The following is a 25,557-nucleotide window of genomic DNA, read 5'->3' on the forward strand; positions in this document are numbered from 1 at the left end:
TTCCCCGGTTCCCCGGTTCCAGGAGGCCCGGAGGCTCGGAGGCCCGGAGGTTCGGAGGCCCGGCCGACATTCACGTGCCGACTTTCGCCTGCCGACGTTCGCGTGACCCGGCTCCCTCTGGCCCGGGGGTGGCCGGGAGGGGGCCGGGTCACGGCTTCTTCGTACGGTGGGTGCCACGCCGGGGGCGTGCACGGGGATGCACCACGTTCCGTACGGATCGGTGTCAGGTCTTGGTGCGGAACTTGGCGACGGCCAGTGGCGCGGTGGCCGCCGTGAGGCCCAGCGACCACACCAGCGTCCAGGTCACCGGGCCGGCCACCGGGCCCTCGCCCAAGGCGAGTCCGCGGGCCGCGTCGGCCATATGGGTCAGGGGGTTGACACGGGTGAAGGCCCGCAGCCAGTCCGGCATGGTGGCCGGCGAGACGAAGATCGAGGAGCCGAACTGCAGCGGCGTCAGGACCAGCACCGACAGGCCCTGGATCGACTGTGCGGTGCGCAGCGTCAGGCCCAACAGCATGAAGGTCCAGATCAGCGAGGTGCCGAAGACGGTGGTCAGGCCGATCGCGGCCAGTACGCCCGGCCAGCGGCCGCTGAAGTCGAAGCCGAGCACCGCGGTGGCCAGCAGCAGGACCGCGATGGCGACCAGCATCCGGCCGGTCTCCACCACCACCTTGGCCAGCAGCACCGAGGAGCGGGCGATGGGCATCGTACGGAAGCGGTCCATCACGCCCGTACGGAAGTCGTCGTTGACGCCGAGGCCGACGGCCATCGCGATGGTCATCCCGAGGATGACCATCAGCCCCGGCATCAAAAACGCGGTGTACTGCGCGTGGGAGCCGCCGATCGAGCCGCCGAAGACGAAGACGAACAGCACCGTCAGCACGATCGGCATCAGCAGGGCGTCGGTCATCGACGACGGGTTCTGCCGGATCTGCAGGAGATTGCGGCGGACCAGCGCGCCGGTGTGCCGGGCCGTGGCCCGCAGGCCGATCCGGCCCTCGTCGGCGAGGTCCGCCGGCGGCGCGGTGCGGGGCAGGGCCCGATACGACGTCACGGCTTCCCCTCCGGTCAGGCCGCCCGGCCGCGGCGCTCGTCGAGCCACTTCTGCCAGTAGGTGCGCCGGTCGGAGCTGGGGTGGGCGACGACGATGTCGCCGAGGACGGCGGAGCCGGTGATCCGCACGCGCGGAGTGACGGCCTCCGGGCCGGAGTGCGCCCGGGTCAGATCGCGTACATCGCCGAAGACGTTGCCGCAGTTCATCTCGACCCGCACGCCCTCGGGGAGGAGGAGATGCACATCGCCGATCAACGCGCGGGCGGTGATGGTCAGTTCGCCGGTCGGTGGCGCGGGCGAGGCGCACAGGTCGAGGGTGACGTCACCGAAGACCGCGGTGGCCTCGATGCCGTGCGTCAGCGAGGGGCTGTGGTGGACGAGGTCGCCGAACAGGGCGCGGAAGGTGCGCTGTCCGGTCTCGGAGCCGGCCGACTCCGGGGGTGTCACATGCGGCAGGTCCTCGCCGATGGACAGCAACTCCTCGCGGGTGCGCGCCAGATACGCCGCCTCGGACCGCTCGGCCAGTTCCTCCAGGGTTAACCGGCCTTCCGCGGTGGCCTCCCTGAGCCGTTCGACCATGTCCTCGCGCTCGGCGTCCGAGGCCAGTACCGCACGCGAGGAGGTGCCGGCGGCGGGCGGGGAGGCCGGATCCTTGTGCAGATCGGGGCGTTGGGGCTGCGTCATGGAGGGTGCCTCCGCAGGTTCCGGCGGTGAAGGGGTGGTGAGGGCTTCATCCGACCACGTCAGGGCGGGCCCGGGCATCGCCGTGGGGTAGTACATCGAAAGGTTGACCCCGGGATCCGGCGCACACAGTTCGGTGTACTCGACGGCCGGTTTTCCGGTCCCGGTCGAGGCCTTTCCGACCCCGACCCATCGGCCAGGCCCTAGTCGGCGAAATGATCTCGGTAGCCCTGGTGAAGACCGGTGAAGGAATCAAAACTTCGGTCGACTTCTTCTTGACTCGTTGGTAAAGTGCCCAGCACTCATTGTGACTCGCCGATTTGGTGCAGCCGGCAGGAGTCATCCACCGTTGAAATCCGGAGGGTTTGTCGAATGCCTGAGCTGGCGGACACCGGGCGGCGGATCAAAGAGCTTCGGGTCAGCGCGGGAATGACACAGCACGACCTTGCCGGGTCCGAAATGTCGTCCAGCTACATCTCGCTCGTCGAACGCGGTAAGCGCATTCCCAGTGGCCGGGCACTCAGGATCCTGGCGGCCCGCCTCGGGGTCGGGGTGGACGAAATATCCGCGGCCGGTGAGCCGGTGGAAAGCCCCGGCCGGGTGCGCAGGCTCGACCTGGTCGGACGATTGGTGGCGGCCCGCCGGCAATGGGAGGGCGGCGACGCCGAGGGGGCGCTGTCGGAATTCCGCGCACTGGCCGAGAGTGATCCGGCCGGCCGGCAGGACGACGTATTTACCGAGGCGCAGCTCGCCATTGCCGAAATACTGGGCACCCTCGGCCGCGCCGACGAGGGCGCCGAGGTCCTGCTGCGGATGCTGGACGCGCTCGCCCCCGCGCCGTACGCCGAGGCCCGGCTGCGGGCCCTGGTCGCGCTCGCGGACCTGCTGGAGTCGGCCGGCCGGGTCCAGGACGGCCTGCGCTACGCGCTCACCGGCTCCCTCGAATGCGCCGACCGGCACCCCGGCACCGGATTCCACTCGCTGCTCGTCCTCGATGTGCTCACCCGCTGCGCCTACTGGAGCGGCTGCCCCGACTGGGCACCCGACACCGATCACGGCCGGCCCCCGGCGGACGGCGTGTTCCCGGGGCCGCGGGCCGTCATCGATCTGCACCGGGCGCTCGACCTGCGCGACCGGGGCGAGACGGAGCGCGCCGCGGCGCTACTGGGTGAGTGCGCCCGCCGGGTCACCCCGGCCGCCGGCTTCCCACTCTGGGAGAAGATCAACGGGCATTACGCCCTGCTGCTGCTGGACCGCGGCGAGACGGCGGCGGCCCACAGCATCGTCGAACGCGGCCTGGTCGTCGCCTCGGTGGCCCAGGAGCCGGGCTTCCCGCTGTGGCTGACGACCGCGCAGGCGGTGTACGCGGAGGCGGCCGGCGACCGGGGCCGGCTGGCGGAGCTGGGCGCGGAGGTGGCCGCGCTGCCCGACACCGGCCGCCGCCATGAGAAGGCCGCCGCGCTCCTGGAGATCGCGGCGGCGTGTGAGCGGGCGGGGGACCGGGAAAGGGCGGCCGGGCACTTCCGGTATTCCGCGGAGCTGTTCCGCCGGGCCCAGGCGTACCGGCACGCGGAGCGGGCCCGGGAACGGCTGGCGGACCTCCTCGAAAAGCGGGGCTGACGACCGCCCGGCCCCATGTGCCCAGGCGACGCAAATGCCGTTATTGCGCGCAATGCGCAATTACTTATTGGCCTTCTTTCCCAGCCCCAGTAGCGCGAACAAGGCCTCCGCGCCACCGACGATCGCCAGCACCAGCCCGACCTTGGAAAGCGAGACGTACGGCGTCTCCACTTCCTTTGTGGTCAGCCACATGATCAGGCCGACGATCGCCAGAACAATACCTACCGCAATACCCTTCATGAGTTCCCTCGTCCCTTGAGGCGGGGCCCCGCGCAAGCGGGCGGAGCCGGTTGTACGGACCAGCGTCCCGGTCGACCGGGGCATTCGGATCATCCGCAGGTAGGCACTTTCCGCCCCGCCGTCTGTCACTTTCTATGTACACCGGGCCCTGCCGGGGGCGACGAGCGCCGACGAGGGGCCCGGACGCTGGCTGCCACCAGCTGCCACCGGTCGCCACAGGCCGCCGGTTCCCGCCACGCGGCCGTGCGCCCGACCGGGCAACCAGGCCGCGACGGACACCGCCCCCGGCCGACCAACCCGGCCCTCTCGATCCCTCCCCAGGGACCCCATAGTCAATTTTCATGACTCTACAAGTCACGCGCCTGAGAGCGTTTTCGCTGGTACGTGGCTTGGTGACCGCCCGCACCGCACCTCCGATGAGAGCGCTCACCTGACTCTCCGCAGACCGACCTGTTGACAACCCAATGACTCCCCTGTCATGTTTCTGGTCATGAGGACGCCCCGGCGCGACAACAGGGGCTGAAAATCAGGAGGCGGGTTTCATGGAGTTACGCACGGATCGGCGGCGCGTTGTCGTCACCGGCTGCGGCGTGGTGTCCCCCGTGGGAAACACCACCGCGGACTTCTGGGCCGCTCTGCTCGCCGGCCGCAGCGGGGTACGCGCCCTTTCCCGCTTCGACGCCTCCGGCCTCCCGGTCCGTATCGGCGGTGACCTCACCGGATTCGACACGACCGGCCACCTCACCCCGCAGGAGGCCCGGCGCAGCGACGCCTTCACCCAGTACGCGGTCGTCGCCGCGGCCCAGGCGCTGCGCGCCGCCGGCCTGGAACCGCCGGCCGGCATCGACCCGCACCGCTTCGCCGCGGTCATCGGCTCCGGCTACGGCGCCGCCCCCGCGATCCAGCAGCAGTACGACGTACTGAAGGAGCACGGCCCGCGCCGCGTCTCCCCGTACCACTCGGTACTCACCGCCATCGACCACCCGACCAGCCTGCTGTCCATCAAGTACGGGATCGCCGGCCCCAGTCACGCGGTCTCCGCGGCCTGCGCCACCGGAGCGGTGGCCATCGGCGAGGCGGCCGCCCTGATCCGCAGCGGCCGCGCCGACCTCGCGCTGGCCGGTGGCACGGACGACTCGCTCACCGCCGTCGACCTGGCCGGCACCGCCAACGCCCGGGCCCTCTCCCGCCGCAACGACGACCCCGAAGGCGCCAGCCGGCCCTTCGACCGGGACCGCGACGGCTTCGTGATGTCCGTCGGCGCCACCGTCCTCGCCCTGGAGGAGGCCGGGCACGCCGAACGCCGCGGCGCCCGGATCCTCGCCGAGGTGGCCGGTTACGCCGCCACCACCGACGCCCACCACGCCACCGCCCCCGACCCCACCGGAGCCGGCGCCGTCCGCGCGATGCGCGGCGCACTCGACGACGCCGGCTGCGCCCCCGAGGACGTCGGACAGATCAGTGCGCACGGCACCGGCACCGTCCTCAACGACCGCATCGAGGCGGCCGCCCTGCGCGAGGTGTTCGGCCCCGACCACCTACGCCGTACGCCGGTCACCGCCGTCAAGAGCATGACCGGGCACATGCTCGGCGCCTCCGGTGCCGCCGAGGCCGCCGCCGCGGTGCTCTCGCTACGGGACCGCCGGATCCCACCGATCCGCAACTGCGACCACCCCGACGAGGAAGACCTCGACCTGGTCGTCAAGGGCGCCCGCGACTGGGACGGCGACGTGGTGCTGAGCAACTCGTTCGGATTCGGCGGCCACAACGCCGTCCTCGTACTGAAGCGCCACACCGCGTGAGGCGCCCGGCTCCCGCTGCACCGCACCCCCCGATCCACGCCACCGAGATCCACGACACCACCGAGGAGGTAGACGCACCGTGCAGGGACGACTGGTGACCTTGGAATGGCCCGGCGACGACGACTGGGCCGCGATCGCCTCCTGGCTGCGGCCAGGCTCGCCGGCGGCCGTGCTCAGCGGTGACTGGGAGCTGCTGGGCGCCGCCGAGGTCGAGCAGGCCAACCGCTCGGGGCGGGTCCACCACCTGGTGATCCGCACGAAGGACGGCGAACGCATCGGCACCGTCAGCTATCAGCGCTCCGGCCGGATCGGCGGCTTCACCGTCGGCGGCGCGATCGGCTCCCCCGAGCTGTGGCGCCGCGGCTACGGCGCGGAGGCCGTGGTGCTGCTCGTCGACTACCTCTTCCACCAGCTCGACGCGCACCGGGTGCAGGTCACCACCGCCGGCTACAACAAGGGCATCATCCGGCTGATGACCAAGACCCCGTTCACGGTCGAAGGCATCCTGCGCGACCACTGCTACCTCGACGGCCAGTACCACGACGCGATCGTGTGGGGCCTGCTCCGCGACGAGCACTACGCCTCGCTCAAGCCCAGCGACGACAACCGCGTACTGAACGTCGGGCTGGACGACTTCGTCTCCGAGGACGACAAGACCCAGGCCCGCGCCATCCTGGCCGAGCATCTGTCGACGGCCGGCCGCCGCACCGCGCTGACCGCCTACCTGAACGACTCCACCAGGACCACAGAGACCACGGCGCCCACAGAGACCACGGCGCCAGCAGAGGCCACAGTGCCTATACAGTCCACAGCGCCCACAGCGCCCACAGCGCCCACAGCGCCCACAGCGCCCACAGCGTCCGAAGAGGCCAACGGCCCCGCATCCGCCCGAGGTGCCGCATGAGAGACGGCGCCGAGAGCTTCGCCCTGGCCGACCGCACCTTCTTCGACTGGCCCGGCAACTGGGACCTGGAAGCCACGCGCTTCCCCGCCCCGCCCCTCCCCGACGGCTGGACGCACGACGAGAACGAGGCCTGGGCCTTCTGCCGCCCGCCCGAGGACCGACTCCCCGACCAGGGCTGGAAGATCCACATCAGCGCGGCCCCCGACGACGCCCCCCGCACCATCGCCGACGTCGCCGCCTACTGCACCCGCCACGGCCTGACCTTCAAGTACCTCAAGAGCGCCAACGTCCTGCGCGCCCTGAGCCGCAAGTACGCCCAACGCTCCTCCGCCGGCAAGCTGCTGACCGTCTACCCGGCCGACGAGGCCGAGTTGGCCCGCACCCTCGAAGGGCTGGACGCGATCGTCGGGGGCCGCCCCGGCCCGTACGTCCTGACCGATCTGCGCTTCCGGCAGGGCCCGCTCTACGTACGCTACGGAGGCTTCCGCACCTTCTACATGGAAGACGCCGACGGCGACCTGGTCACCGCACTGCGGCGCCCGGACGGCTCCCTGGAGCCGGACCGCCGCACCCCCGTCTTCCACACCCCGGACTGGGTCGCGCTGCCCGACGTCCTCAAGGACTCGCTGGCCGCCCGCCAGACCGTGGACGACTTCCCGTACCGGATCACCGGGGCGCTGCACTTCTCGCACGGCGGCGGCGTCTACCGCGCCGAGCCCGTCGGCGACCAGGCCCTCGGTGCCGGGCAGCGCAGCGTCGTCCTCAAGGAGGGCCGCCCCTACTCCGGTACGGACGGCGTCGGCCGGGACGCGGTCAGCCGGCTCGCCCACGAGCACCGCATCCTGACGAAGCTGGCCGGACTGCCCGGCATCCCGCGCACTTTCGGCACCCTCCAGGTCCGCGACCACCTGTTCCTGGTCCTGGAGGACATCGAGGGACAGGACTTCCAGTCCTGGCTCGCCGGCGTCTACCCGCTGACCGTTCCCGAGCCCGACGAGGCGGCCGTGGCCGCCCACCGGGACCGCGCCCTGGCCCTGTTCGGCCGGATCGAGGCGCTGATCGCCTCGGTGCACGGACGCGGCGTGCGCATCGGCGACCTGCACCCGGGCAACTTCATCATCCAGCCCGGCGACATCCCCGTGCTCCTGGACTTCGAGGTGGCCGACGACGTCGACCGGGCCACCCCCAGCAGCCTCGGCGCCCCGGGCTTCCACCGGGCCGACGCCACCGGCGCGGACGGCGACCACTACGCGCTGGCCGCCATCGCGCTGTGGCTGTTCCTGCCGCTCGCCGCGCTCGGCGGCCTGGCCCCCGACAAGGCGCCGGCGCTGCTCGACACCGCGGCACGGCGGTTCGGCCTCCCCGGCCACCTGGTGTCCCGGCTGGCCCCGCAGCTCGCCCCCAACGACAACACCACCGCCAAGATCCGCAGCGTCCAAGGCCCGTTCCCGCCGCCCGACGTGCTGGCCTCGATCGGCCGCGGGCTGCGCGACAGCGCCACCCCGCACCGCCCCGACCGGCTCTACCCCGGCGACTTCGCACAGTTCGCCGAGGGCGGCGCGGGCTTCGCACACGGCGCGGCCGGCGTCTTGTGGGCCCGGCACACCGTCCTCGGGGAGCACGACGAGGAGGGCACGGCCTGGCTGCGCGCCGCCGTCGACCGGGTCCCCGCCGAGCGCACCGGCTTCTACGACGGACTGCACGGCATCGCCTACGTCTTACGGGAGTTGGGCGAGAACGAGGCGTCCCTGCGCGCCCTCGACCGGGCCGCCGGCCGACTCCCCGTACGCCACTGCCCCAGCCTCTACCGCGGCCTGTCCGGCGTCGGCCTGAACCTGCTGCACTTCGCCGACGCCCTGGACGACGACGCCCTGCGCCGCCAGGCCCTCGACCTCGCCGACCGCGTCACCGAGCGGCTCACCGCGGCCCGCCGCGAACCCGTCGAGCGCAAGCGCCGGCGCGGCTCCACCCACGCCGGCGGACTGATGTACGGCTGGTCGGGCCCGGCGCTGTTCCTGCTCCGCGCCCATCAGGCCACCGGCGACCCGGCCCTCCTGGACGAGGCGCTCCGCGCCGTCCACCGCGACCTGGACCGCTGCGCGCCGGGCCCGCAGGACACCCTCCACGTCGACGAGGGCTTCCGTCTGCTGCCCTACCTGGACAACGGCAGCGCCGGCATCGCCCTGGTGGCCGCCGAAGTCCTCCGCCACCGCGACGACACGCGGATCCGCGAGGCCCTACCGGGCCTGCTGCGGGCCTGCTCCTGCGACTTCACCATCGAATCGGGCCTGTGGGGCGGCCGCGCCGGCCTCATCGGCACCCTGGCCACCCTGCGCGCGCACGTCCCGCTGCCCGCGGCGACCGCCGCACGGCAGCTGCACCGCCACCTGGCCAATCTCCACCAGCACGCCATGACGCTGAACGGCGCGACGGTCTTCCCCTGTGACGGCCGGGCCCGGATCTCCATGGACGTGGCCACCGGCGGGGCCGGCGTACTGCTGGCCCTCGCCGCCGCCGAACGGGGCACCGAGCTGCTCCCGTTCCTCACCGACCCGCGGTCCGCCGCGGCCGTTCACTCGGCCGTCCCGGAGCGCGCCACCACCGCCCCGTCCGGGGCGGCGGCCACTACGGACGACGGAAGGGAGGTGTCGTAGATGACCATCATGGATCTTCAGGGTCTGGAGGTGCCGGGCGAGCGTGAGGCCCAGGCGCTCGGCTCCACCGTCAGCACCGGCTGCTGACGCGGCGCCCGGCGGCCCGTGCACCGCTGTGCACGAGCCCGGGGCTCCAGGTGCCCCGCATGGCACCTGGCACGTCAGTACCGCTGTCCACTGTCACTGCCACTCCCCCGGAGGGAGGTGTCGTCAATGACCATCATGGATCTTCAGGGTCTGGAGGTGCCGGGCGAGCGTGACGCTCAGGCGCTCGGCTCCACCGTCAGCGGCGGCTGCTGACACCGAGTTCGGTGTCCAGTACGCACGGTACACATCGGGACCGGACAACGGAAGGGAGGTGTCGTCAATGACCATCATGGACCTTCAGGGCCTGGAGGTGCCGGGCGAGCGTGAGGCCCAGGCGCTCGGCTCCACCGTCAGCACCGGCTGCTGACCCGGCGCCCGGTGGCCCGCGCCTCGGCGCGGGACCACCGGGCCCTTTGTTGTTCGGGGACGGAGGTCTGAAAGCCTTACGGACGGAGGCCAGTTGAACAGCCCCACGGGCCCGGCCCGCTCCCTCTGCGTCATCGGCTGCGGTCCCCGCGGCGCCTCCATCGTCGAACGGATCCTCGCCAACGTCCCCGCCCTGTACGGCGACCGCCCCCTGGACCTGCACCTCGTCGACCCGTACCCTCCGGGCGCCGGCCGCACCTGGCGCACCGACCAGCCCGGCCTGCTGTGGATGAACTCCGCCGCCGAGCACGTCACCATGTACCCCGACGAGAGCGTCACCTGCGCCGGCCCGCCGCGCCCCGGCCCCACCACCGCCGACTGGCTCGACGCCCCGCTGCACGACGGCGCCTACGCCGCCCGCCGCGACCAGGGCCGCTATCTACGCCACTTCTTCGCAACGGTGACCCGCGACCGGCCCACGTCCGTCCGGCTGTTCCTCCACCGTGCACGCGCGGTCGACCTACGGCGTACCGATCCGGACGGGAACTCGCCCTCCGGCCGTCGCCAGCAGGTGATCCTCGACTCCGGCCACCCGCCCATCCTCGCCGACCGGGTGGTCCTCGCCCAGGGCCACACCCAGGCCCTCGCCGAACCCGCCCCACCGGGCCTGACCCGCATCGGCCCCGGCCCCGCCGACCCCGACGCACTGGACCGGATACCGCCCGGCGCACCGGTCCTCGTCCGCGGACTGGGCCTGGTCTTCATCGACTGCCTGGCACTGCTGACCGAGGGCCGCGGCGGCCGCTACGACCGTACCCCCGACGGCCGCCTGCGCTATCTGCCGTCCGGCCGCGAGCCCCGCCTCTACGCGGGCTCCCGCCGCGGCGTCCCGCTCCCCCCGAAACCGGCGCCCACCGCCCCACCCTCGCCGGCCCCGGTCCCACCGCCCCTGCGCTTCGCCACCATCACCGCCTGCCGCGCCCTGCTCGCCCGTCCCGGCGCCTCCTTCACCCGCGACATCTGGCCGCTGGTGCTGGCCGAGTTGGCCTGGTGCCACTACCGCGCGCTCTTCGCCGAACAGCCCGACCGCACCCGTATGACCTGGGACGACTTCGATGCCCAGTACGCGCTGCTGCTCACCGACGCCGAACGACTGGCCAAACTCGCCCGCGAGGCGGTCCCCGACCCGGCCGACCGCCTCGACCTGAAGCGCCTGACCGCCCCCCTGGACGGCCTGCGGTTCACGGGCAATGACGATCTCCAGCAGCGACTGCACGGCCATCTCGCTGACGTCCTCCGTAGCCGTACGGGACCCGCGCGCGGCGTCGCCACCGCCCTGGTCGACGCGCTCGCACGACTCGGCACGATCATCGAGGAACTATGGCGCTCCGGCGACCTGCCCGCCGACCAAGTAGGCGACGCCCTGTCCAAGTTCACCCTCGGCACCTACCTCAGCTCGGGCCCGCCGCCCCTGCGCGCCGAACAACTGCTGGCGCTCGCGGAGGCGGGGGTGGTGACGTTCGTGGGGCCGGAGATGCGGGTGGAGATCACCGAGCCGGGACCCTCAGGTGCGCCCGCGCTCTTCCGGGCGACCAGCCCCGCCCTCCCCAACACCGCTCACGAGGCGGCAATCCTCCTGGACGCGCGCCTGGCGGCCCCCGACCTCGCCCGGCCCGCCGACCCCCTCCTCCGGGCCCTGACCTCCCGAGGCGAACTCGTCCCGGAACGCGACGCGGAAGGCACCCCGACGGGTCAACTCCACCTCTCCGGCGCGGACCTGCACCCGGTCGACACACAGGGTGTCGAGCACACGGACCGCATCATCGCCGGCCCGGCCCAGTTCCCCCGCCCGGGGTCAAACGCCGTGTACTTCCGGCAGAACGACGCGATAGCGCGACGCTTGCTCGCGGATGACTGAGGCGCCCCAAAATCACCAGTCTCTCCCAACTCGCCTCATTTGCCGCCTACTCCGTACCCCTATTTGAAAATAAAAAGAACCGGCGGCCGGTTTTCCTGCCGAGTGTCCCCGGCGGCATTGTCAGTGCCGTATGCCAAAGTGGGTGGAACAGTTGAGCGGGGAATCGGGTATCGGGGGAGGGGACGGACCGCCATGTCTTTGGCCGAAGAGGTAGCGGCAATTCACGCGGGACGGCCGGATCCGGCCGCGTTGGTGGGCGAATTCCGCCGCACCCATGTCTTGATTCCGACGGTCAACGACACGCTCCTCTCGACGGAGTGGGACGGCATCCGCTGGCTGTACGCCTTCACCGACGAAGGCGCCCTCTCGCGCTTCGCGCTTTCCCGTGGCAGCGAGCCCGGCGCGGAGTGGCAGTACGTCACGGTGTCCGGCGCCCGCGTCCTTGACGTGCTGATTCCTGACATCGAGGGCCCTGCGGGGGTGGCCCTGGACGCCGGCAGTGAGCAGGGCGCGCTGTTCCCGCCGGTCACCGGGATCGTCCCCGACAGCGCGGCCATCGACGTATCAACGACTGACGACATTTCAGCGGGTGCCGACATATCGACAGGCGACGACATGTCGACGGGCGGCGGAACGGAAGCCGTCGCACCGCACAAGGGGGAGGCGTAGAAATGGGCCTGATAGGCGGGAACGGGTACCAGCTGGAGCCCGAGGCATTCGAGCAGCTCACGAAAGGCCTGAAGGCCGCGACGGCCGAACTCAAAGAGTTGGGCTTTGACGTGGAAGCCCAACTTGGCCGCGGTTTCGACAAATTGTCCCTGGACAACATGGAATGCGGCGACGACGGTCTGGCCGCCGTCCTGGAGTCCTTCTGTGACCGTTGGGGCTGGGGCGTCCGCACGTTGATGCAGGACGCCAACCAATTCTCCAAAAAGCTGGGCCTGACCGCCGGCATTTACTACGAGCAGGAGCAGTACGTCTCGGACGCGCTGAAGCAGACCGCGAACGCCGCCATCGGGGATCCGTCCAAGACGGCCGAGCAGCTGCACAAGACGTCCTGGGGCGACATAGCCGCCGACAATCCCTTCAACGTCGACTTCGACCCGACGTCCGCGGAGTCGTTGGAGTCCCGTGACCGGATGCTGCAGACGGCCGACAAGCTCGGTCAGGACGTCCAGTCGGTCCCGGACCGGATGAAGCGCCCCTTCGACGATCCCGCCGACGTCACCACGGAGTTCCACGAGCCAAGGGGTTCGCAGGGTCACAGGGGTGAGGGCAAGTGAACTGGCTCGGCGATGGTCTGAACGCGATAGGCGAGGGCGCGAGCAAGTTCACCAACGCCGTGGAGCGGGGCGCGGGCGAGCTGGTCGAGCACGGCTCCGACCTGGCCGGCGATGCCCTGGAGACGGTCGGCCTCGACGACGCCGGACACGCGGTCCGCTCCGCCGGCGCCGACGTAGCCGGCGCCCTGGGCGCCCACGTCGACGAACGCCAACTGGGCGAGACCGAGGATCCCAAGGAACTCATCCACGGCGACGTGGCGAAGATCAACGAAACGGCGTCCCACCTCAAGGACTTCTCCGCCGCCTTCGACCGCGTCGCCGAAGGCATGCGCAAGATCGGTTCGCACCAGCACTGGAGCGGCAAGGCCGCCGACGCCTTCCGCGAGAAGTTCGACATGCACCCCAAGCAGTGGATGCACGCCGCCGACGCCTGCGACGACGCCTACAAGGCCCTGAAGTCCTACGCGGAGACGGTGTCCTGGGCCCAGGGCAAAGCCGCCGACGCCATCGACAAGTACCGCGACGCGACGGAGGCCACCCGGCGCTCCCTCGACGCCTACAAGTCCAAGCTCGACACGTACAACGCGCAGGTCGATTCCTACAACACGGCCGTCGACAACGGGCAGAACCCCGGCGCCCAGCCGCAGAAGCCCGGCGCTTACGCAGATCCGGGTGGCGAGGGCCGCGAGGCCGCCCAGGACATGCTCAAAACCGCCCGCAACCAGCGCAACGAAGCCGCCGAGCGGGCCCGTAACGCCCTCAAGGGCGCCCTGGCCCACGCCCCCGACAAGCCCGCCTTCACCGACCTCGCGGGCGCGGCCCTCACCGACGGCGGCAAGGCCTTCGTCCTCCAGAACGCGCACATGGTCGGCGGCGCCCTCAAGGCCGGCGCCGAGACCATCAAGCTGGCCCGGACAGTCAACCCGCTGGACCCCTACAACATCACCCACCCCTGGAAGTTCGCCAACAACGCCTCCACCCTGCTCATGGGCCTGGCCCAGGCCCCGCTCCACCCCATCGACACGGCCAAGGGCATGCTCGGCTCCGGCTGGGGCAGCGACCCCGGCGACGCGTTCGGGGCCCTGGTCGTCAACGCGATCGGCGGCAAGGGCGCGGGGGGACTGGCCAAGGGCGCGGCGAAGGCTGGCGCAAAGAACGCCGCCAAGACCGCGGCCCGTACCGCCGCCAAGGAGGGCGGCAAGCGCACGGTCCGGGACCGGCTGCGTACCACTTGGTGCAAGACCTTCGGCAGCGACCCCATCGACATGGCCACCGGCCGGATGCACCTGCCGCAGACCGACATCACCCTCCCCGGCAGCCTCCCCCTCACCTTCTCCCGCACCTTCGAGTCGTCCTACCGCCAGGGCCGCTGGTTCGGCCCGACCTGGATGTCCACGGTCGACCAGCGCCTGGAGATCGACTCCGAGGGCGTCATCCTCATCGGCGAAGAAGGCAACTTCCTCCTCTACCCCCACCCCGCCGTCGGCGTCCCCACCCTCCCTGTCGAGGGTGACGGCGCACCCCTCGAACTCACCCCCGACGGCGACTACCTCCTCACCGACCCGGCCACCGGCATCCGCCGCTACTTCACCACCTACACCGAAGACCTCGCCGTCCTGGACGAGATATCCGACCGCCGCGGCAACCACATCACCTTCGACTACACCGAAGACGGCACCCCCACCGCCCTCACCCACAGCGCCGGCTACCGCCTCCTCCTCACCACCGAAGAGGGCCGCATCACCGCCCTCCACCTCGCCGGCGCGGCCCCCGACGGCACCGACCAGCTCCTGAAGACCTACGGCTACGACGAGCTGGGCAACCTGGTCACCGTCACCAACTCCTCCGGCCTCCCCCTCCGCTTCACCTACGACGAAGCCGCCCGCATCACGTCCTGGACCGACACCAACAACAGCAGCTACCACTACGTCTACGACGACCAGGACCGCTGCATCTCCCAGGGCGGCATCGAAGGCCACCTCCGCGGCAACTTCACCTGGGGCGAGCCGGACCCGGAGACCGGCCTACGCACCAACCTCCACTACAACTCCCTGGGCCAGCTCACCACTTACCAGGTCAACGACCACCACCAGATCGTCGCGACCACGGACCCGACGGGCGCCACCACCCGCACCGTCCGCGACGCCAAGCACCGCATCCTCTCCACCACCGACCCCCTGGGCCGCACCACCCACATCGACTACGACGATGACGGCCGCCCGGTCGCCGTCACCCTCCCCGACGGCTCGACCTCCACCACCACCTACAACCCCGACGGCTACCCGCTCAGCGCCACAGGCCCGGACGGCACCACCTGGACCCACACCTACGACACCGCCGGCAACCGCACCTCGTCCACCGACCCCACCGGCGCCACCACCACCTACACCCACGACACCCGAGGCCACGTCTCCTCCATCACCGACGCCCTCGGCCACACCACCCGCCTCTACTGCAACGAGGCCGGCCTGCCGCTCTCGGTCACCGACCCCCTGGGCGCCACCACCCACTACCGCCGCGACGCCTTCGGCCGCACCACCTCCATCACCGACCCCCTCGGCGAAACCACCCACATGCTGTGGACAGTGGAAGGCAAACTCGCCGCCCGAATAGACCCCACAGGCGCCACCGAGGAATGGACCTACGACGGCGAGGGCAACTGCACCACCCACACCGACGCCATCGGCCAGACCACCCACTACGAGTACGGCCACTTCGACCTGCTCACGGCCCGCACCGACCCCGACGGCGTCCGCCACGAGTTCACCCACGACACCGAACTCCGCCTCACCCAGGTCACCAACCCCCAAGGCCTGACCTGGAACTACACCTACAACCCCGCAGGCCGCCTAGCCTCCGAGACCGACTTCGACGACCGCACCCTCACCTACGCCCACGACCCCGCCGGCCAACTCACCACCCGCACCAACACCCTCGGCGAGGTCACCACCTACACCCGCGACACCCTCGGCCGCATCACGACCAAGGACGCCGCGGGCCTCATCACCACCTACGCACACGACACCAGCGGCAACCTGGAGCAGGCAGCCAACCCGGACGCGACGGTCACCTACACCCGCGACATCCTCGGCCGCGTCACCGCCGAATCGGTCAACGGCCGCACCATGACGTTCACCTACGACGCCCTGGGCCGCCGCACCTCCCGCACCACCCCCACCGGCCACACCACCACCTACACCTACGACGCCGCCGGCAACCGCACCGCCATGGACATCGCCGGCCACGTCCTCACCTTCGACCACGACGCCGCCGGCCAGGAACTCACCCGCACCATCGGCGACACGCTCCAGCTCGCCCACACCTGGGGCCCTACCGGCCGCCTCACCACTCAATCCCTCACCACCGTGGGAACCGGAGCCGTCCAGGCACCCGACACTGCTGCCGCGGAAGTACAGAACGTCCTCCACCGCGCCTACACCTACCGCCCGGACGGCAACCTCACAGCGATCGACGACTCCCACACCGGGCGCCGCACCTTCGACCTCGACCGCGCCGGCCGCGTCACCGCCGTCCGGGCCACCGACTGGACCGAAACCTATGCCTACGACGAAGCAGGCAATCAAACCCACGCTACTTGGCCGGACCACCACGCCAGCCCAGTAGCCCGAGGCGACCGCGCGTACACCGGCACCCGCATCACCCGCGCCGGGCGCGTCCGCTACGACCACGACCCCCTCGGTCGCGTAACTCTCCGCCAAAAAACCCGGGTTTCCCGAAATCCAGTTTCCTGGCACTACACGTGGGACGCCGAAGGTCGCCTTGCAGGTGTCGTCACACCGGACGGTACCAATTGGCGATATCTGTATGACCCTCTCGGTCGCCGTATCGCGAAGATGCGTTACGAAACTGATGGCCTGTCAATCGCCGAGGAAACGGATTTTACGTGGGACGGGATGGCCCTTGCTGAACAGACCACGCTTGCCTCAAGCGGGCTGATGGGAATTACCCTAACGTGGGATTTCAAGGGCCTGACTCCGGTCACTCAAAGTGAGCGGAAGTTTGTATCCGACGTGGAATCCTCATCTCAACGCATCGCGGATCAAAGGTTTTTCGCAATTGTTACCGACCTCGTTGGTGCGCCCAGCGAACTGGTCGATGAGAAGGGGGATATCGCCTGGCAGATCTGCCGCAGCATCTGGGGTGGTGCCACCTGGATACCTGGTGGCAACGCCTACACGCCACTACGTTTTCCGGGACAATGCTACGATCCTGAGACCGAGCTTCACTACAACTACTTCCGGCACTACGACCCGGAAGTAGCGCGGTACGTCACCCCAGATCCGCTCGGCCTCGCCCCGGCGCCGAACCCGTCGACGTACGTCCGCAATCCGCACAGTGGTATCGATCCACTTGGTCTGTCGCCATGCCCCTCGCATCTGTTCCGCGGAACTACAAGAGGGTTCGAGGGAAGTCCCGGCGTGCAGCGGCATGGCATCACTCCGACTTCGTCCGACCCTGGTGTTGCCACCGTCTTCGCGACGCAGGCGGAACGGTTCGGCGATGCAGTCGTCGAAATCTATCCGCGTGGAGCCCTGGACGGGGTTCCTGTCCATCAGGGGTATATCGCACGAGAGGCGGAGTGGCCGGTCGAACTGAGTCCGGCGGACCTATCATCCCGTGCGTCCGTGCAGATACCGTCATCTACGGCACGGGATATCCTCTCTGAGATGGGCATCCATGTCCCTGGCAAGATCGGCAACGGCGACATTGATCCGCTTCTCGAATACGATGTTCCCAAACTCTCTCCGGAACAGATCGCCCACTTCGTTGAGGAGGCCCACGGACGTGCAGGATAATGGTTTGCAGAAGGTGATCCTGAGCATCGAGTCAGTTGATTCTGTGACACCAGGTACTCCCGGAGTCGTGGAAGACAGGGCGGTGTGCGTGGTCCGCTGTATTGAGGGGACAGCGCGTTTGGGCATGGTGTTTCACCGCTTCGGTGCCGGGGGTGACACAAGCATGGACGTGTCACATCTCACGCTGACCGCTATCGAGTGGTATGGAAGGCAGGTTGAGCAGCTGGACACCGTCCACTCCGGCAAGGTCACGCTCGTTGGAGCTGGAGCGGACGTACTGGCCAAGCGGGACGTCCTTGACTCGGCACCCGGCATTGTCACAAGGTGAGGGTTAGGCGGTATCGCGGCGATCGGAGCACGCTTCCACCAGGCCCTGTCGGGCCAGCTAGGTCCTTCTCGCCAACGGAGATCTCTCCTGGCGCAAGCTCCGGCTTCCCCACCTGACCGTCGCCTGCTGCAACTGGGTCGAGAACTCTCGCCGGGCAGTGTCGGGTCCGCTTACTATGCATCTGCCCACGGTCCTCGTCCCGCCCCTACGCAGGCCAGGACAGCCACGCCACCAAGGGGGCGCGCATGGATCTGCCAGACGAGCTCAGTACCGGCGAGCGGATCAGAGTTCTTCGGGAGTCGCGTGGCATGACGCGTGCCACGCTCGCCAATCTCTGTGGGCGAGGCCCTGACTGGCTGAAGAAGATCGAGACGAGGGAGCGTGAACTCCGCTCGCATTCCCTACTGTTGAGTCTTGGTGCGGCGCTTCAGGTTTCTGATCTGCCGTACTCACAGGGGACAGCGACGGTGGTCCGGCGCAGCTGGTCCCGCTCGGCAGGATGAACCATCCGGCGATGCCTGAGATCTGGGCTGTGGCGATGAACCGCTCCCTGACTTCGGCGGTCATGGGTCCCACAGGGCCGGCGGTGCTGCAAGGCCGCGTCGAGCAGACGTGGCGCCTGTGGCACACCTCCGATCGCAAACGTACTGAGGTGGGAGCTTTGCTCCCCCGGGCTCATCCGCGACGGCGAAGCCGCCGTGCGGGCTCTCGACGGTGAGCAGCGGCGTGCCGTCCTGGCGGCGCTGTCCGACGTCTACCGGCTCACGGGGCAGGCCACCGCCTATGTGGCTCCCGCCGAGCTGGCGTGGGTCGTTGCCGACCGTGCCCTTGCCGCGGCGCAGGACGCCGACCGGCCTGCCGCCATAGCCGCTGCGGCATGGAACATGGGCAACATCCTGCGCGAGACCTCGTACCCCGAGGAAGCGTTGCGCATCGTCGCCGAGGCCGGTGACCTCCTCCGGCCCCACCTTGATGGTGCTCCGGACGACTGGCGTGGCATTACGGCGCGCTTCAGCTGCACGCCGCGGTCACGGTGGCGCGAGAGGGCCGTGAGGGTGACGCGTGGCGGTACTGGGACAAGGGCGACCAAGTGGCGAAGTCCCTGCCAGCCTCGTACGTCCATCCGTCCACGGTGTTCGGTCGGGCCAACGTCGATTTCCACGCGGTCAGCGTCGCGACTGATCTGCGCAAGGCGCAGAAGGCACGTGGACTCGCCGACGACATCGATCCCGATGTGATGCCCTCCCGCGAGCGGCGCGCACAGCTGTGGGTGGAAGTCGCCCGAGGACACCTCCAGCGTGGCGACCGGACTGCCGCGCTGCATGTGATGCAGGTGGCTCACCGGATCGGCGCGGAGACGGTCGCCTACACCCCGTCCGCCCGTGTCGTGGCCGCCGACTTGTGGCGTTCCGCGCCACGCGCGATGCGCAAGGACGCCGGCCGGCTGGCGGAGGCGGTTGGAGTATCGACCGTCTGACTAAGGCGACAAGCAGGGACAGGGGGACAGTCTGTCCCCCTTCTTTGTTGCACGGGCCCATACGGTGACGCACCTTGCCTTCGCGTAGACCGAACGGGGTGACACATGGAAAGGCATCTGGGCACCCGATTGCACCCATCGACCTGTCGGGACGAACCGCACGTCATCGACTGTGTTTCGGGAGAGATTCGCGTTGCCCTGGCCTTGTACGCCGTGGATGAGCAGTGCGGCACTGTTGACCTGGTTCTGTCGCGCGCGGATGGCGCATCGCTTCTCGCCTCGCTCGTAGAGGCCCTCGGCCCCTCCGTGCACGTATCGAGGCCCCTTTGCCCGGAAACCGCGAGGTGAGGGGCTGACCCGGCTTGGGCGTCTCGTAGATGCCCCGAGTCACTGCGGACAATGCAGACCCCCGCGACGCGCCAACGTCCGGGGGCGCGGCCACCAACCCCTGGGAGGTTGACGACATGGCGAAGACTATCGCCAAGATCTTCGAACTGACGGTCCGGCTGTTATTGCCCGCGCGAGGGCGTCACCGGTCCAATGCCGCTGTGCCCGCTGTGCCCGCTGTGAGGTGCAGCGAGGCAGCGACACTCGTGCCACCCCGGGTACGTGGCGAGCGACCGGAGCTGCTGCAGGGTGAGGATACGGCCCTGCTCCGGCCGTACGTGCTCACGCCGGAAGAGCGGCGGGAGCGGCGGTTGCAGCGTGGGCGACGGCGGGCGCTGTTGTTTGCGGAGTACGGGCTTGATGCCGGGCCGCGCTGGATTCACGGTGTGGAGGTGGCGGGCCGATGAGTCCCACTGACTCCGCGCGGCGCCTGCCGTGGTTGAGCCTGGACGGAAAGCCGTGCTTCCTTGTCGGTGACGGGACGGGGGTCTTGTCCCGGCTTGCCGATGAAGTGGAGGTGGTGCAGCTCAACGCGGCTGCCGAACTCATCGAGGAAGCGGGTGGCGTCCTGGCAGCACGGTCGTGGGCACCCAGAGAAAGCCACTTGCTGGCGGTCGAGTTGACCGGATCTCTGGCCGATGTGCGCCGGGTGGCGGAGAGTAGGGGAGCGAGACTGCCCATGCCGGGCGAGGACGGCCCGGACCGCGGGTACGGCCGCCCGGACGACGGCGCCACCGAAGGGCACGCGCAGGCGTCCGACCCTCGCGACCTGGTCTCTCCAGCCGCATTCGCAGGCGTTACGGACACGGTGTTGACCAACAACCCCGGCATGGAACGTGCCACCGCTGAACGCATCGTCGCCGAGGCGATCAAGTTCGAAGCGGCCTGCGCCCAGCGGCCGCGCCTGCGCCTCAAGCCGTCCCGCGTGGTCGACGAGGGGTGGCATGCTCTGATCCTGCACACTCGCGTCAAGGCCGACCTGGCGCGCAGGCTCGGGCTGTTTGTGCACCACGTACCGGAGCCTCCCGGCCCCGAGCGTCACGACCCCGGGGCCCTCGCCCGGACCCAGGACGCGATCCGAGTCGCCGGGTACGTTCCCGATCCGGATCTGTGGACCGGTCCGACCGACGGCACGATTCCCGTAGCGGCGACCTGCGAACACTCCGAGCCACCACCCGCCGGGTGCGGCGCCGACTGCTCGAACACCGGGCCCAACTGATACGTCACCCTGTGCCCGCTCCCCCCGACGGCTCTAGTGTCGTTGGGGGGAGCGGAGGAGAAGCCAGCATGAGCGAGTGGATCAGTGCACGGTACGTGGCGACGGTGGCTGCGTATCGGAAGGCCGTTGGCGTGGGCAGTCACCCTCGGCGGCCTCGGAGCGAGTGGGGGCGGCAACGGCCTCGGCGGTGTTCCGGATGTGTGATGGTGGTGGATCCGGTGACCGGGATGACGTACACAGTGGGTTGTCCCTGCCCGGCCGGGCCCGCGTAGCCCGTTAGGACCGCATAGCTCATAGGGTCCGTGAGGCCGCCGCGCCCCCCCTCACCCCCGCAACACAACCCCATGCTGCTGGGCCAGAATCGCCGCCTGTACGCGGCTGCGCAGGTTCAGCTTGGACAGGATGCGGCTCGTGTGGGTCTTTACCGTGCCCTCCGCCAGGTTGAGAGTCTCGGCGATGGCGCTGTTGGCCAGGCCCTGGGAGATGCAGGCCAGGACTTCCAGTTCGCGTTTGGTGAGGGTGGCCAGGGCCTGGGCGGAGCCTTCGGGGAGGGTGGGGCCGGGGCATGTTGACGGGGGGCGGTCGGCGAATTCGGTGATCAGGCGGCGGGCGATGGCGGGGGTGAGGAAGCCGTCGCCGTGGGCGACCTCGCGTACGGCGCCTACCAGGACGGCGGGCTCGGCGTTTTTGAGGATGAAGCCGCCGGCTCCGGCACGTAGGGCGCCGAAGATGTACTCGTTGAGGTCGAAGGTGGTCAGGACCAGGACCTCGGCGAGGCCGCGCTCGACGATGCGGCGGGTGGCGGCGACGCCGTTGAGCTGGGGCATCTGGACGTCCATCAGGACGACGTCGGGGCGGAGTTCGGCGGCCATGCGGACCGTCGTCTCGCCGTCGCCGGCCTCGCCGACGACCGTGATGTCCGGGTCGGTCTGCAGGACCAGGACCAGGCCGGAGCGTACGGCGGCCTGGTCGTCGGCCACCAGGACGCGGATGGGCGGGGTGGGGCAGGATGGCGGCCTGGGGGCCGGCATCGGCTCGGAGACCGGCATCCGCGCGGCGGCCGGCATCGGCCCGGGGGCCGTCATCGGCTCGGGGGCCGTCATCGGCTCGGCGGCCGTGACAGGCGCGGGTGCTGCCGTCGGTCCGTTCGTGGCGTAGTCGTTCACTAACTCGTCCACCGGCTCCTCCACTTGCTGCTCCATCTCTCGTCCTCAGTGCCCCCGTTCTGGCATCCGGAGTGGTTCCGCCCCGGGAGTCGATCTGTGTTGCCCCTAGGAGTTCTGTGTCAGGGGCAGTACCGCCCGTACCCTCCAGCGACCGGGGGCGGTGCGGTCCGGGCCCGCGTCGAAGACGCCGCCGACCAGGGCGGCCCGTTCGGACATGCCGGTGAGGCCGGCTCCGGCGCCGGTGGCCAGGCGCTCCACGGGGTGCTGCCGGGTGCGGGGGTCGGGGCGGGCCAGCGGGCTGTCGACGGTGATCGTGAGCTGTTCGACGCCGGCCTGGCAGCGGATCCGTACCCGCCCCGCCGAGGCGTGCTTGAGGACGTTGGTCAGCGCCTCCTGCACGATGCGGTACGCCGTCACCTCGATGACGGAGGACACCTCGGGGAAGTTCTCGGGGAAGTCGGTGTGCAGGGTCAGGGCCGCGGCGTCGGCGGCCGGGCGGGCCTGTTCGACCAGGGCGCCCAGGGCGTTGAGCTGCGGGCGGTCCCAGTCGTCGTCCACGCCGCGGTCGGAGCGCAGCAACACCACCATGCGGCGCATTTCGGCCAGTCCCTGCACGCTGTTCTCACGGATCACGGCCAGGGCCTGCAGTATCGGGTCGTCGTCGGCCGCTGCCTTGGACCCCGCCTCCCCTTCAACGGCACCGTCGCTCTCCGCCGCCCGCTTGGCCTCCGTAAGCGACAGCACCGCGCTGGAGTGGATGGCGATCGCGCTGAGGTGGTTGGCCACCAGATCGTGCAGCTCGCGGGCCATGCGGGTGCGCTCGGTCTGCAGGACGGTCTTGCGGTCCAGCTCCGCCAGGCGGTTGATCTGTGCGGCGCGTTCCCGCTCGGCGTCCGCCCGCTCCTTGTGGTTCCTTATCAACAGCCCGGTCCATACGGGGGAGATGAGCAGCATCGCGACGATGACGCCGGTCGTCACCCCCTCCGAGCGGTCGCTGATGGCGACCAGGGTGACGGTGGTGGCGATGGTGACGGCCACGGTTCCGAACTGCAGGACGCGGCACAGCCACTGGGCGCCGTAGAGGGCGGCCGCGTAGAGGAGGTCCGTGTAGATGAGCACGGGTCCCAGGCCGCCGCTGGAGGTCATCTCCACGGTGACGGTGACGGTGCCGACGGCTACCGCCAGCGGCGGCTGCGCGCTGCGGAACGCCGTCGCCGTACACAGCACGAGCACCGGCAGGACCGCCTGCCAGGCGGGGATGTCGCTGCCCATGACCCGGGGGCCGCCCAGGACATACAGAATCAGACAGCCGGCGAAGAAACCCACCGCCATTCTGAGGTCACGGAGCGGTATGGGCCGGCGGCGTGCGTGCGTACTTGTGAAAGGGCGTAACCACACACCAGGACAGTACTTCGGCGCGCTGCCCGTTCTCTTGGCCCTGGCGCCCGAATTTGGGGCGGTCTCCCGTACATCGAAGTATGTAGCCGTACATCAGCAGGAGGGATGACCCGCAGGCTCCGGAGGATCTGCAAACCTTGGGCTGTCTGTATCGATCGATGTAGGCGAAAAAGGGGGAGACACCATCTGTATGACGGGCCGCCACTCACCCAGTGCGGCCTTGGCACCGTTCAACTGTGGAGGACGGAAAGTACGTGGAAACGAACGCCGCTCTTCTCGAACTCTGTCCGGAGCGCCTTGACCAGGACGCTTCTGACCACCGGCACAACGAGCACCACCAGCACTACCGGCACCACCGGGGCCCGGCCCGTCCCGCATCGCTCGCCCCCGCGCAACCGCCCGCTCGGCCGCACCCGCATCCGCACCCGGGCGTGGCAGCCACCCCCGTACCCGTATTTGTCGTCCCCATGGGTTCCCCCTCCGTGGCGTCCTCCCCGCGCGGCGGAGCCAAGGGCACGCTGTCCCCGGACAACTGCCTGGGCCTGAACGGCCATTCCAGAGCCACCCTCGACACCGCGTCCCGCCGCTGGCTGCTGGCCCGGCTCCCCGACCGGGTGAGCACCGCGATGGCCGCCGCCGGTCACTGGGAGCTGTACGGCACCCGTGGCCTGCTGGTCGTGGCGTGCGGTGACGACGCCCGCCAGATGGGATTCTCCGTGGAATCCGTCCGCCGTGACAGCTGCCCGCCCGACACCCCGTACGAGGTGCTGACGGCCCGGGAGTCGCAGCTGGCGGCGAGCTGCCCCGCCGACGAGCGGGAGCGTCTGATCACGCGCTTCTGGGTGCGCAAGGACGCCGCCATGCAGGCCGTCGGCCGTGGTCTGTCCGTCTGCCCCGAGCGCATCGAGGCGGGTTTCGCCGCCGACCACGGCACGGTCACGGTGCCCGATCCCTTGGGGCTCGAAGTTCGGGTTTCGGTAAGGAACTTCGCCTTCTCGGCCGCTTACGAGTTCGCCGTGGCGACCCCCGAACCGCTTCCGCTCACCCCCTCCTTCGCCTATTCGGTCACGTAATTGCCCGTTTCCGGTCGTGTCCGGGACCGCACCGCGGCCAATTCCCCAGTGGTGGCCTGAATTCGGTCCTTGACGTTCTATCGGGGCGACGGCGCAGACAATGGCCCACCCGGGTGAATCGCCCGCATGTCGCGCTCTCCCGGCATGCAGAAAACCATATTTCCGGGTTAGTTGGTGTGTGCCCACCGTCGTGGCGTGCACTGCGCCGCGGCGCTGCCGGAGCACTGCGGAGGATGCCCGTGATGCCGTCGCCCCTCGCCAAGCGGTCCGCCGAATCGGTCCTGTCCGTGCTGCTGGCCGTGCTGGGCATCTTAGGCCCGGCCGGTCCGAGCGCGGCGCAGGACGTGCCGTCCGGGTCACCGGTGCCCGACTGGGAGCGCATCGCCGCCTGCGAGAGCAACGGCCGCTGGCACATCAACACCGGCAACGGCTACCACGGGGGCCTGCAGATCGCCCTCAGCACCTGGCGCGCCTACGGCGGCCGCCGCTACGCCCCGCGGGCCGACCTCGCCACCCGCGCCGAACAGATCGCCATCGGCCGGCGCATCGTCCGCGATCAAGGTCTGTCCGCCTGGCCCAACTGCGGCCACGCCGCCACCCGCACCACGCAGCAGTCCCCCGCGAGCGCCGACAAGGACGGCAGGGACGGCCAGGATGGCAGGGACGGCCGGGATGGTGGACACACGCGGGAGTGCCGCCGTGAGAGCGCCGAGCGCCGTGAGAGCGCCGAGCGCGGCGAGAGCAACGGGCGCACTGAGAGCGCCGAGCGCACTGAGACCTCCGCACGTACCGAGACCTCCGAGCGCACCGAAACCGCCGAGCGCACCAACGTCTCCGCACGTACCGACACCGCCGCACGCGGCGACACCCCCGACGGCGCCAGGACCCGCCAGGAGCACAACGAACACCGGCTGCCCGAGGGCCCGGACCACCTCTACCCGGGACACCAGCTGCGGGGCTGAACGGGGCGGCCGGTCGCGGGGCCCTGGGCAGCCGGAGGGCCGTCATGGTGAATCCGGTGGTCGGAGAGGGTGAATACGGGCAACGGGCCGTTGCTCAGGCTTGGCGGAGACCGGCCCGCCCG

23 protein-coding genes are annotated in these 25,557 nt (G+C 70.1%); 18 read left to right on the plus strand and 5 right to left on the minus strand.

Annotated features, from left to right (window positions below; genetic code table 11):
• Positions 1 to 223: 223 nt before the first annotated feature.
• Together ACZ5XZ_RS10530 and ACZ5XZ_RS10535 are read right to left on the minus strand one after the other, a co-directional pair.
• On the minus strand, positions 224 to 1,054 hold the full coding sequence (locus ACZ5XZ_RS10530) for an ABC transporter permease (protein ID WP_468976248.1): 831 nt from the start codon (positions 1,052 to 1,054) through the stop codon (positions 224 to 226).
• A gap of 14 nt (positions 1,055 to 1,068) precedes the next feature.
• Positions 1,069 to 1,737, minus strand: a complete 669-nt coding sequence (locus ACZ5XZ_RS10535; RefSeq protein WP_468976250.1) for a DUF1707 SHOCT-like domain-containing protein — start codon at positions 1,735 to 1,737, stop codon at positions 1,069 to 1,071.
• A 369-nt stretch (positions 1,738 to 2,106) separates the two neighbouring features.
• Between ACZ5XZ_RS10535 and ACZ5XZ_RS10540 the strand changes: the two genes are divergently transcribed.
• Positions 2,107 to 3,354: a helix-turn-helix domain-containing protein gene (locus ACZ5XZ_RS10540; RefSeq protein WP_468976253.1), complete on the plus strand. Its 1,248-nt coding sequence runs from the start codon at positions 2,107 to 2,109 to the stop codon at positions 3,352 to 3,354.
• A 60-nt stretch (positions 3,355 to 3,414) separates the two neighbouring features.
• Here the strand turns inward: ACZ5XZ_RS10540 and ACZ5XZ_RS10545 are convergent, their stop codons facing one another.
• Positions 3,415 to 3,594 (minus strand): DUF5708 family protein, encoded by a 180-nt coding sequence (locus ACZ5XZ_RS10545; protein WP_384424094.1) that lies wholly within the window; start codon positions 3,592 to 3,594, stop codon positions 3,415 to 3,417.
• A 542-nt stretch (positions 3,595 to 4,136) separates the two neighbouring features.
• Here ACZ5XZ_RS10545 and ACZ5XZ_RS10550 point away from each other — a divergent pair.
• From ACZ5XZ_RS10550 to ACZ5XZ_RS10620, 15 genes are all read left to right on the plus strand, one after another.
• The gene (locus ACZ5XZ_RS10550; protein WP_468976256.1) at positions 4,137 to 5,396 is read left to right on the plus strand and encodes a beta-ketoacyl-[acyl-carrier-protein] synthase family protein; all 1,260 of its coding nucleotides are present in this window, start codon (positions 4,137 to 4,139) and stop codon (positions 5,394 to 5,396) included.
• Between the two features lie 79 nt (positions 5,397 to 5,475).
• A complete protein-coding gene (locus tag ACZ5XZ_RS10555; RefSeq protein WP_468976259.1) occupies positions 5,476 to 6,300 on the plus strand; it encodes a GNAT family N-acetyltransferase in 825 nt (274 codons plus the stop codon).
• On the plus strand, positions 6,297 to 8,954 hold the full coding sequence (lanKC, locus tag ACZ5XZ_RS10560) for a class III lanthionine synthetase LanKC (protein ID WP_468976262.1): 2,658 nt from the start codon (positions 6,297 to 6,299) through the stop codon (positions 8,952 to 8,954). Before ACZ5XZ_RS10555 ends, lanKC begins: the two co-directional genes overlap by 4 nt.
• A gap of 9 nt (positions 8,955 to 8,963) precedes the next feature.
• Complete coding sequence (locus ACZ5XZ_RS10565; RefSeq protein ID WP_355782455.1) at positions 8,964 to 9,041, plus strand: class III lanthipeptide; 78 nt, start codon at positions 8,964 to 8,966, stop codon at positions 9,039 to 9,041.
• Positions 9,042 to 9,158: 117 nt separating this feature from the next.
• Positions 9,159 to 9,254 carry a class III lanthipeptide gene (locus ACZ5XZ_RS10570; RefSeq protein WP_393485503.1) on the plus strand — a complete coding sequence of 32 codons (96 nt, stop codon included), beginning with the start codon at positions 9,159 to 9,161 and terminating at the stop codon, positions 9,252 to 9,254.
• Between the two features lie 67 nt (positions 9,255 to 9,321).
• Positions 9,322 to 9,408 carry a class III lanthipeptide gene (locus ACZ5XZ_RS10575; protein ID WP_199812551.1) on the plus strand — a complete coding sequence of 29 codons (87 nt, stop codon included), beginning with the start codon at positions 9,322 to 9,324 and terminating at the stop codon, positions 9,406 to 9,408.
• Positions 9,409 to 9,501: 93 nt separating this feature from the next.
• Positions 9,502 to 11,325: an FAD/NAD(P)-binding protein gene (locus ACZ5XZ_RS10580; protein ID WP_468976265.1), complete on the plus strand. Its 1,824-nt coding sequence runs from the start codon at positions 9,502 to 9,504 to the stop codon at positions 11,323 to 11,325.
• A gap of 192 nt (positions 11,326 to 11,517) precedes the next feature.
• Positions 11,518 to 11,994: an SseB family protein gene (locus ACZ5XZ_RS10585; protein ID WP_468976267.1), complete on the plus strand. Its 477-nt coding sequence runs from the start codon at positions 11,518 to 11,520 to the stop codon at positions 11,992 to 11,994.
• A 2-nt stretch (positions 11,995 to 11,996) separates the two neighbouring features.
• Positions 11,997 to 12,608 (plus strand): hypothetical protein, encoded by a 612-nt coding sequence (locus ACZ5XZ_RS10590; protein WP_468976270.1) that lies wholly within the window; start codon positions 11,997 to 11,999, stop codon positions 12,606 to 12,608.
• Complete coding sequence (locus tag ACZ5XZ_RS10595) at positions 12,605 to 17,425, plus strand: putative T7SS-secreted protein (protein ID WP_468976272.1); 4,821 nt, start codon at positions 12,605 to 12,607, stop codon at positions 17,423 to 17,425. The genes ACZ5XZ_RS10590 and ACZ5XZ_RS10595 overlap by 4 nt, the downstream gene beginning before the upstream one ends.
• A 4-nt stretch (positions 17,426 to 17,429) precedes the next feature.
• Positions 17,430 to 17,753, plus strand: coding sequence for a hypothetical protein (locus ACZ5XZ_RS10600; protein ID WP_468976275.1), 324 nt, complete (start codon positions 17,430 to 17,432; stop codon positions 17,751 to 17,753).
• A 308-nt stretch (positions 17,754 to 18,061) separates the two neighbouring features.
• Positions 18,062 to 18,256, plus strand: coding sequence for a hypothetical protein (locus ACZ5XZ_RS10605; protein ID WP_468976614.1), 195 nt, complete (start codon positions 18,062 to 18,064; stop codon positions 18,254 to 18,256).
• 587 nt (positions 18,257 to 18,843) lie between these two features.
• A complete protein-coding gene (locus tag ACZ5XZ_RS10610; protein WP_468976278.1) occupies positions 18,844 to 19,230 on the plus strand; it encodes a hypothetical protein in 387 nt (128 codons plus the stop codon).
• 464 nt (positions 19,231 to 19,694) lie between these two features.
• Positions 19,695 to 20,024 carry a hypothetical protein gene (locus ACZ5XZ_RS10615; protein ID WP_468976280.1) on the plus strand — a complete coding sequence of 110 codons (330 nt, stop codon included), beginning with the start codon at positions 19,695 to 19,697 and terminating at the stop codon, positions 20,022 to 20,024.
• Between the two features lie 83 nt (positions 20,025 to 20,107).
• The gene (locus ACZ5XZ_RS10620) at positions 20,108 to 20,836 is read left to right on the plus strand and encodes a glycine-rich domain-containing protein (protein WP_468976283.1); all 729 of its coding nucleotides are present in this window, start codon (positions 20,108 to 20,110) and stop codon (positions 20,834 to 20,836) included.
• 323 nt (positions 20,837 to 21,159) lie between these two features.
• Here the strand turns inward: ACZ5XZ_RS10620 and ACZ5XZ_RS10625 are convergent, their stop codons facing one another.
• Together ACZ5XZ_RS10625 and ACZ5XZ_RS10630 are read right to left on the minus strand one after the other, a co-directional pair.
• A complete protein-coding gene (locus tag ACZ5XZ_RS10625; RefSeq protein ID WP_468976616.1) occupies positions 21,160 to 21,867 on the minus strand; it encodes a response regulator in 708 nt (235 codons plus the stop codon).
• A gap of 240 nt (positions 21,868 to 22,107) precedes the next feature.
• On the minus strand, positions 22,108 to 23,328 hold the full coding sequence (locus ACZ5XZ_RS10630; protein WP_468976286.1) for a sensor histidine kinase: 1,221 nt from the start codon (positions 23,326 to 23,328) through the stop codon (positions 22,108 to 22,110).
• A gap of 308 nt (positions 23,329 to 23,636) precedes the next feature.
• On the opposite strand from ACZ5XZ_RS10630, the gene ACZ5XZ_RS10635 reads away from it, so the two are divergent.
• Both ACZ5XZ_RS10635 and ACZ5XZ_RS10640 read left to right on the plus strand, forming a co-directional pair.
• Positions 23,637 to 24,473 carry a 4'-phosphopantetheinyl transferase family protein gene (locus ACZ5XZ_RS10635; RefSeq protein ID WP_468976288.1) on the plus strand — a complete coding sequence of 279 codons (837 nt, stop codon included), beginning with the start codon at positions 23,637 to 23,639 and terminating at the stop codon, positions 24,471 to 24,473.
• A gap of 242 nt (positions 24,474 to 24,715) precedes the next feature.
• Complete coding sequence (locus tag ACZ5XZ_RS10640) at positions 24,716 to 25,435, plus strand: transglycosylase family protein (RefSeq protein WP_468976291.1); 720 nt, start codon at positions 24,716 to 24,718, stop codon at positions 25,433 to 25,435.
• Positions 25,436 to 25,557 lie beyond the last annotated feature (122 nt).

The sequence above is a fragment of the Streptomyces sp. NPDC033270 genome, assembly GCF_055576575.1.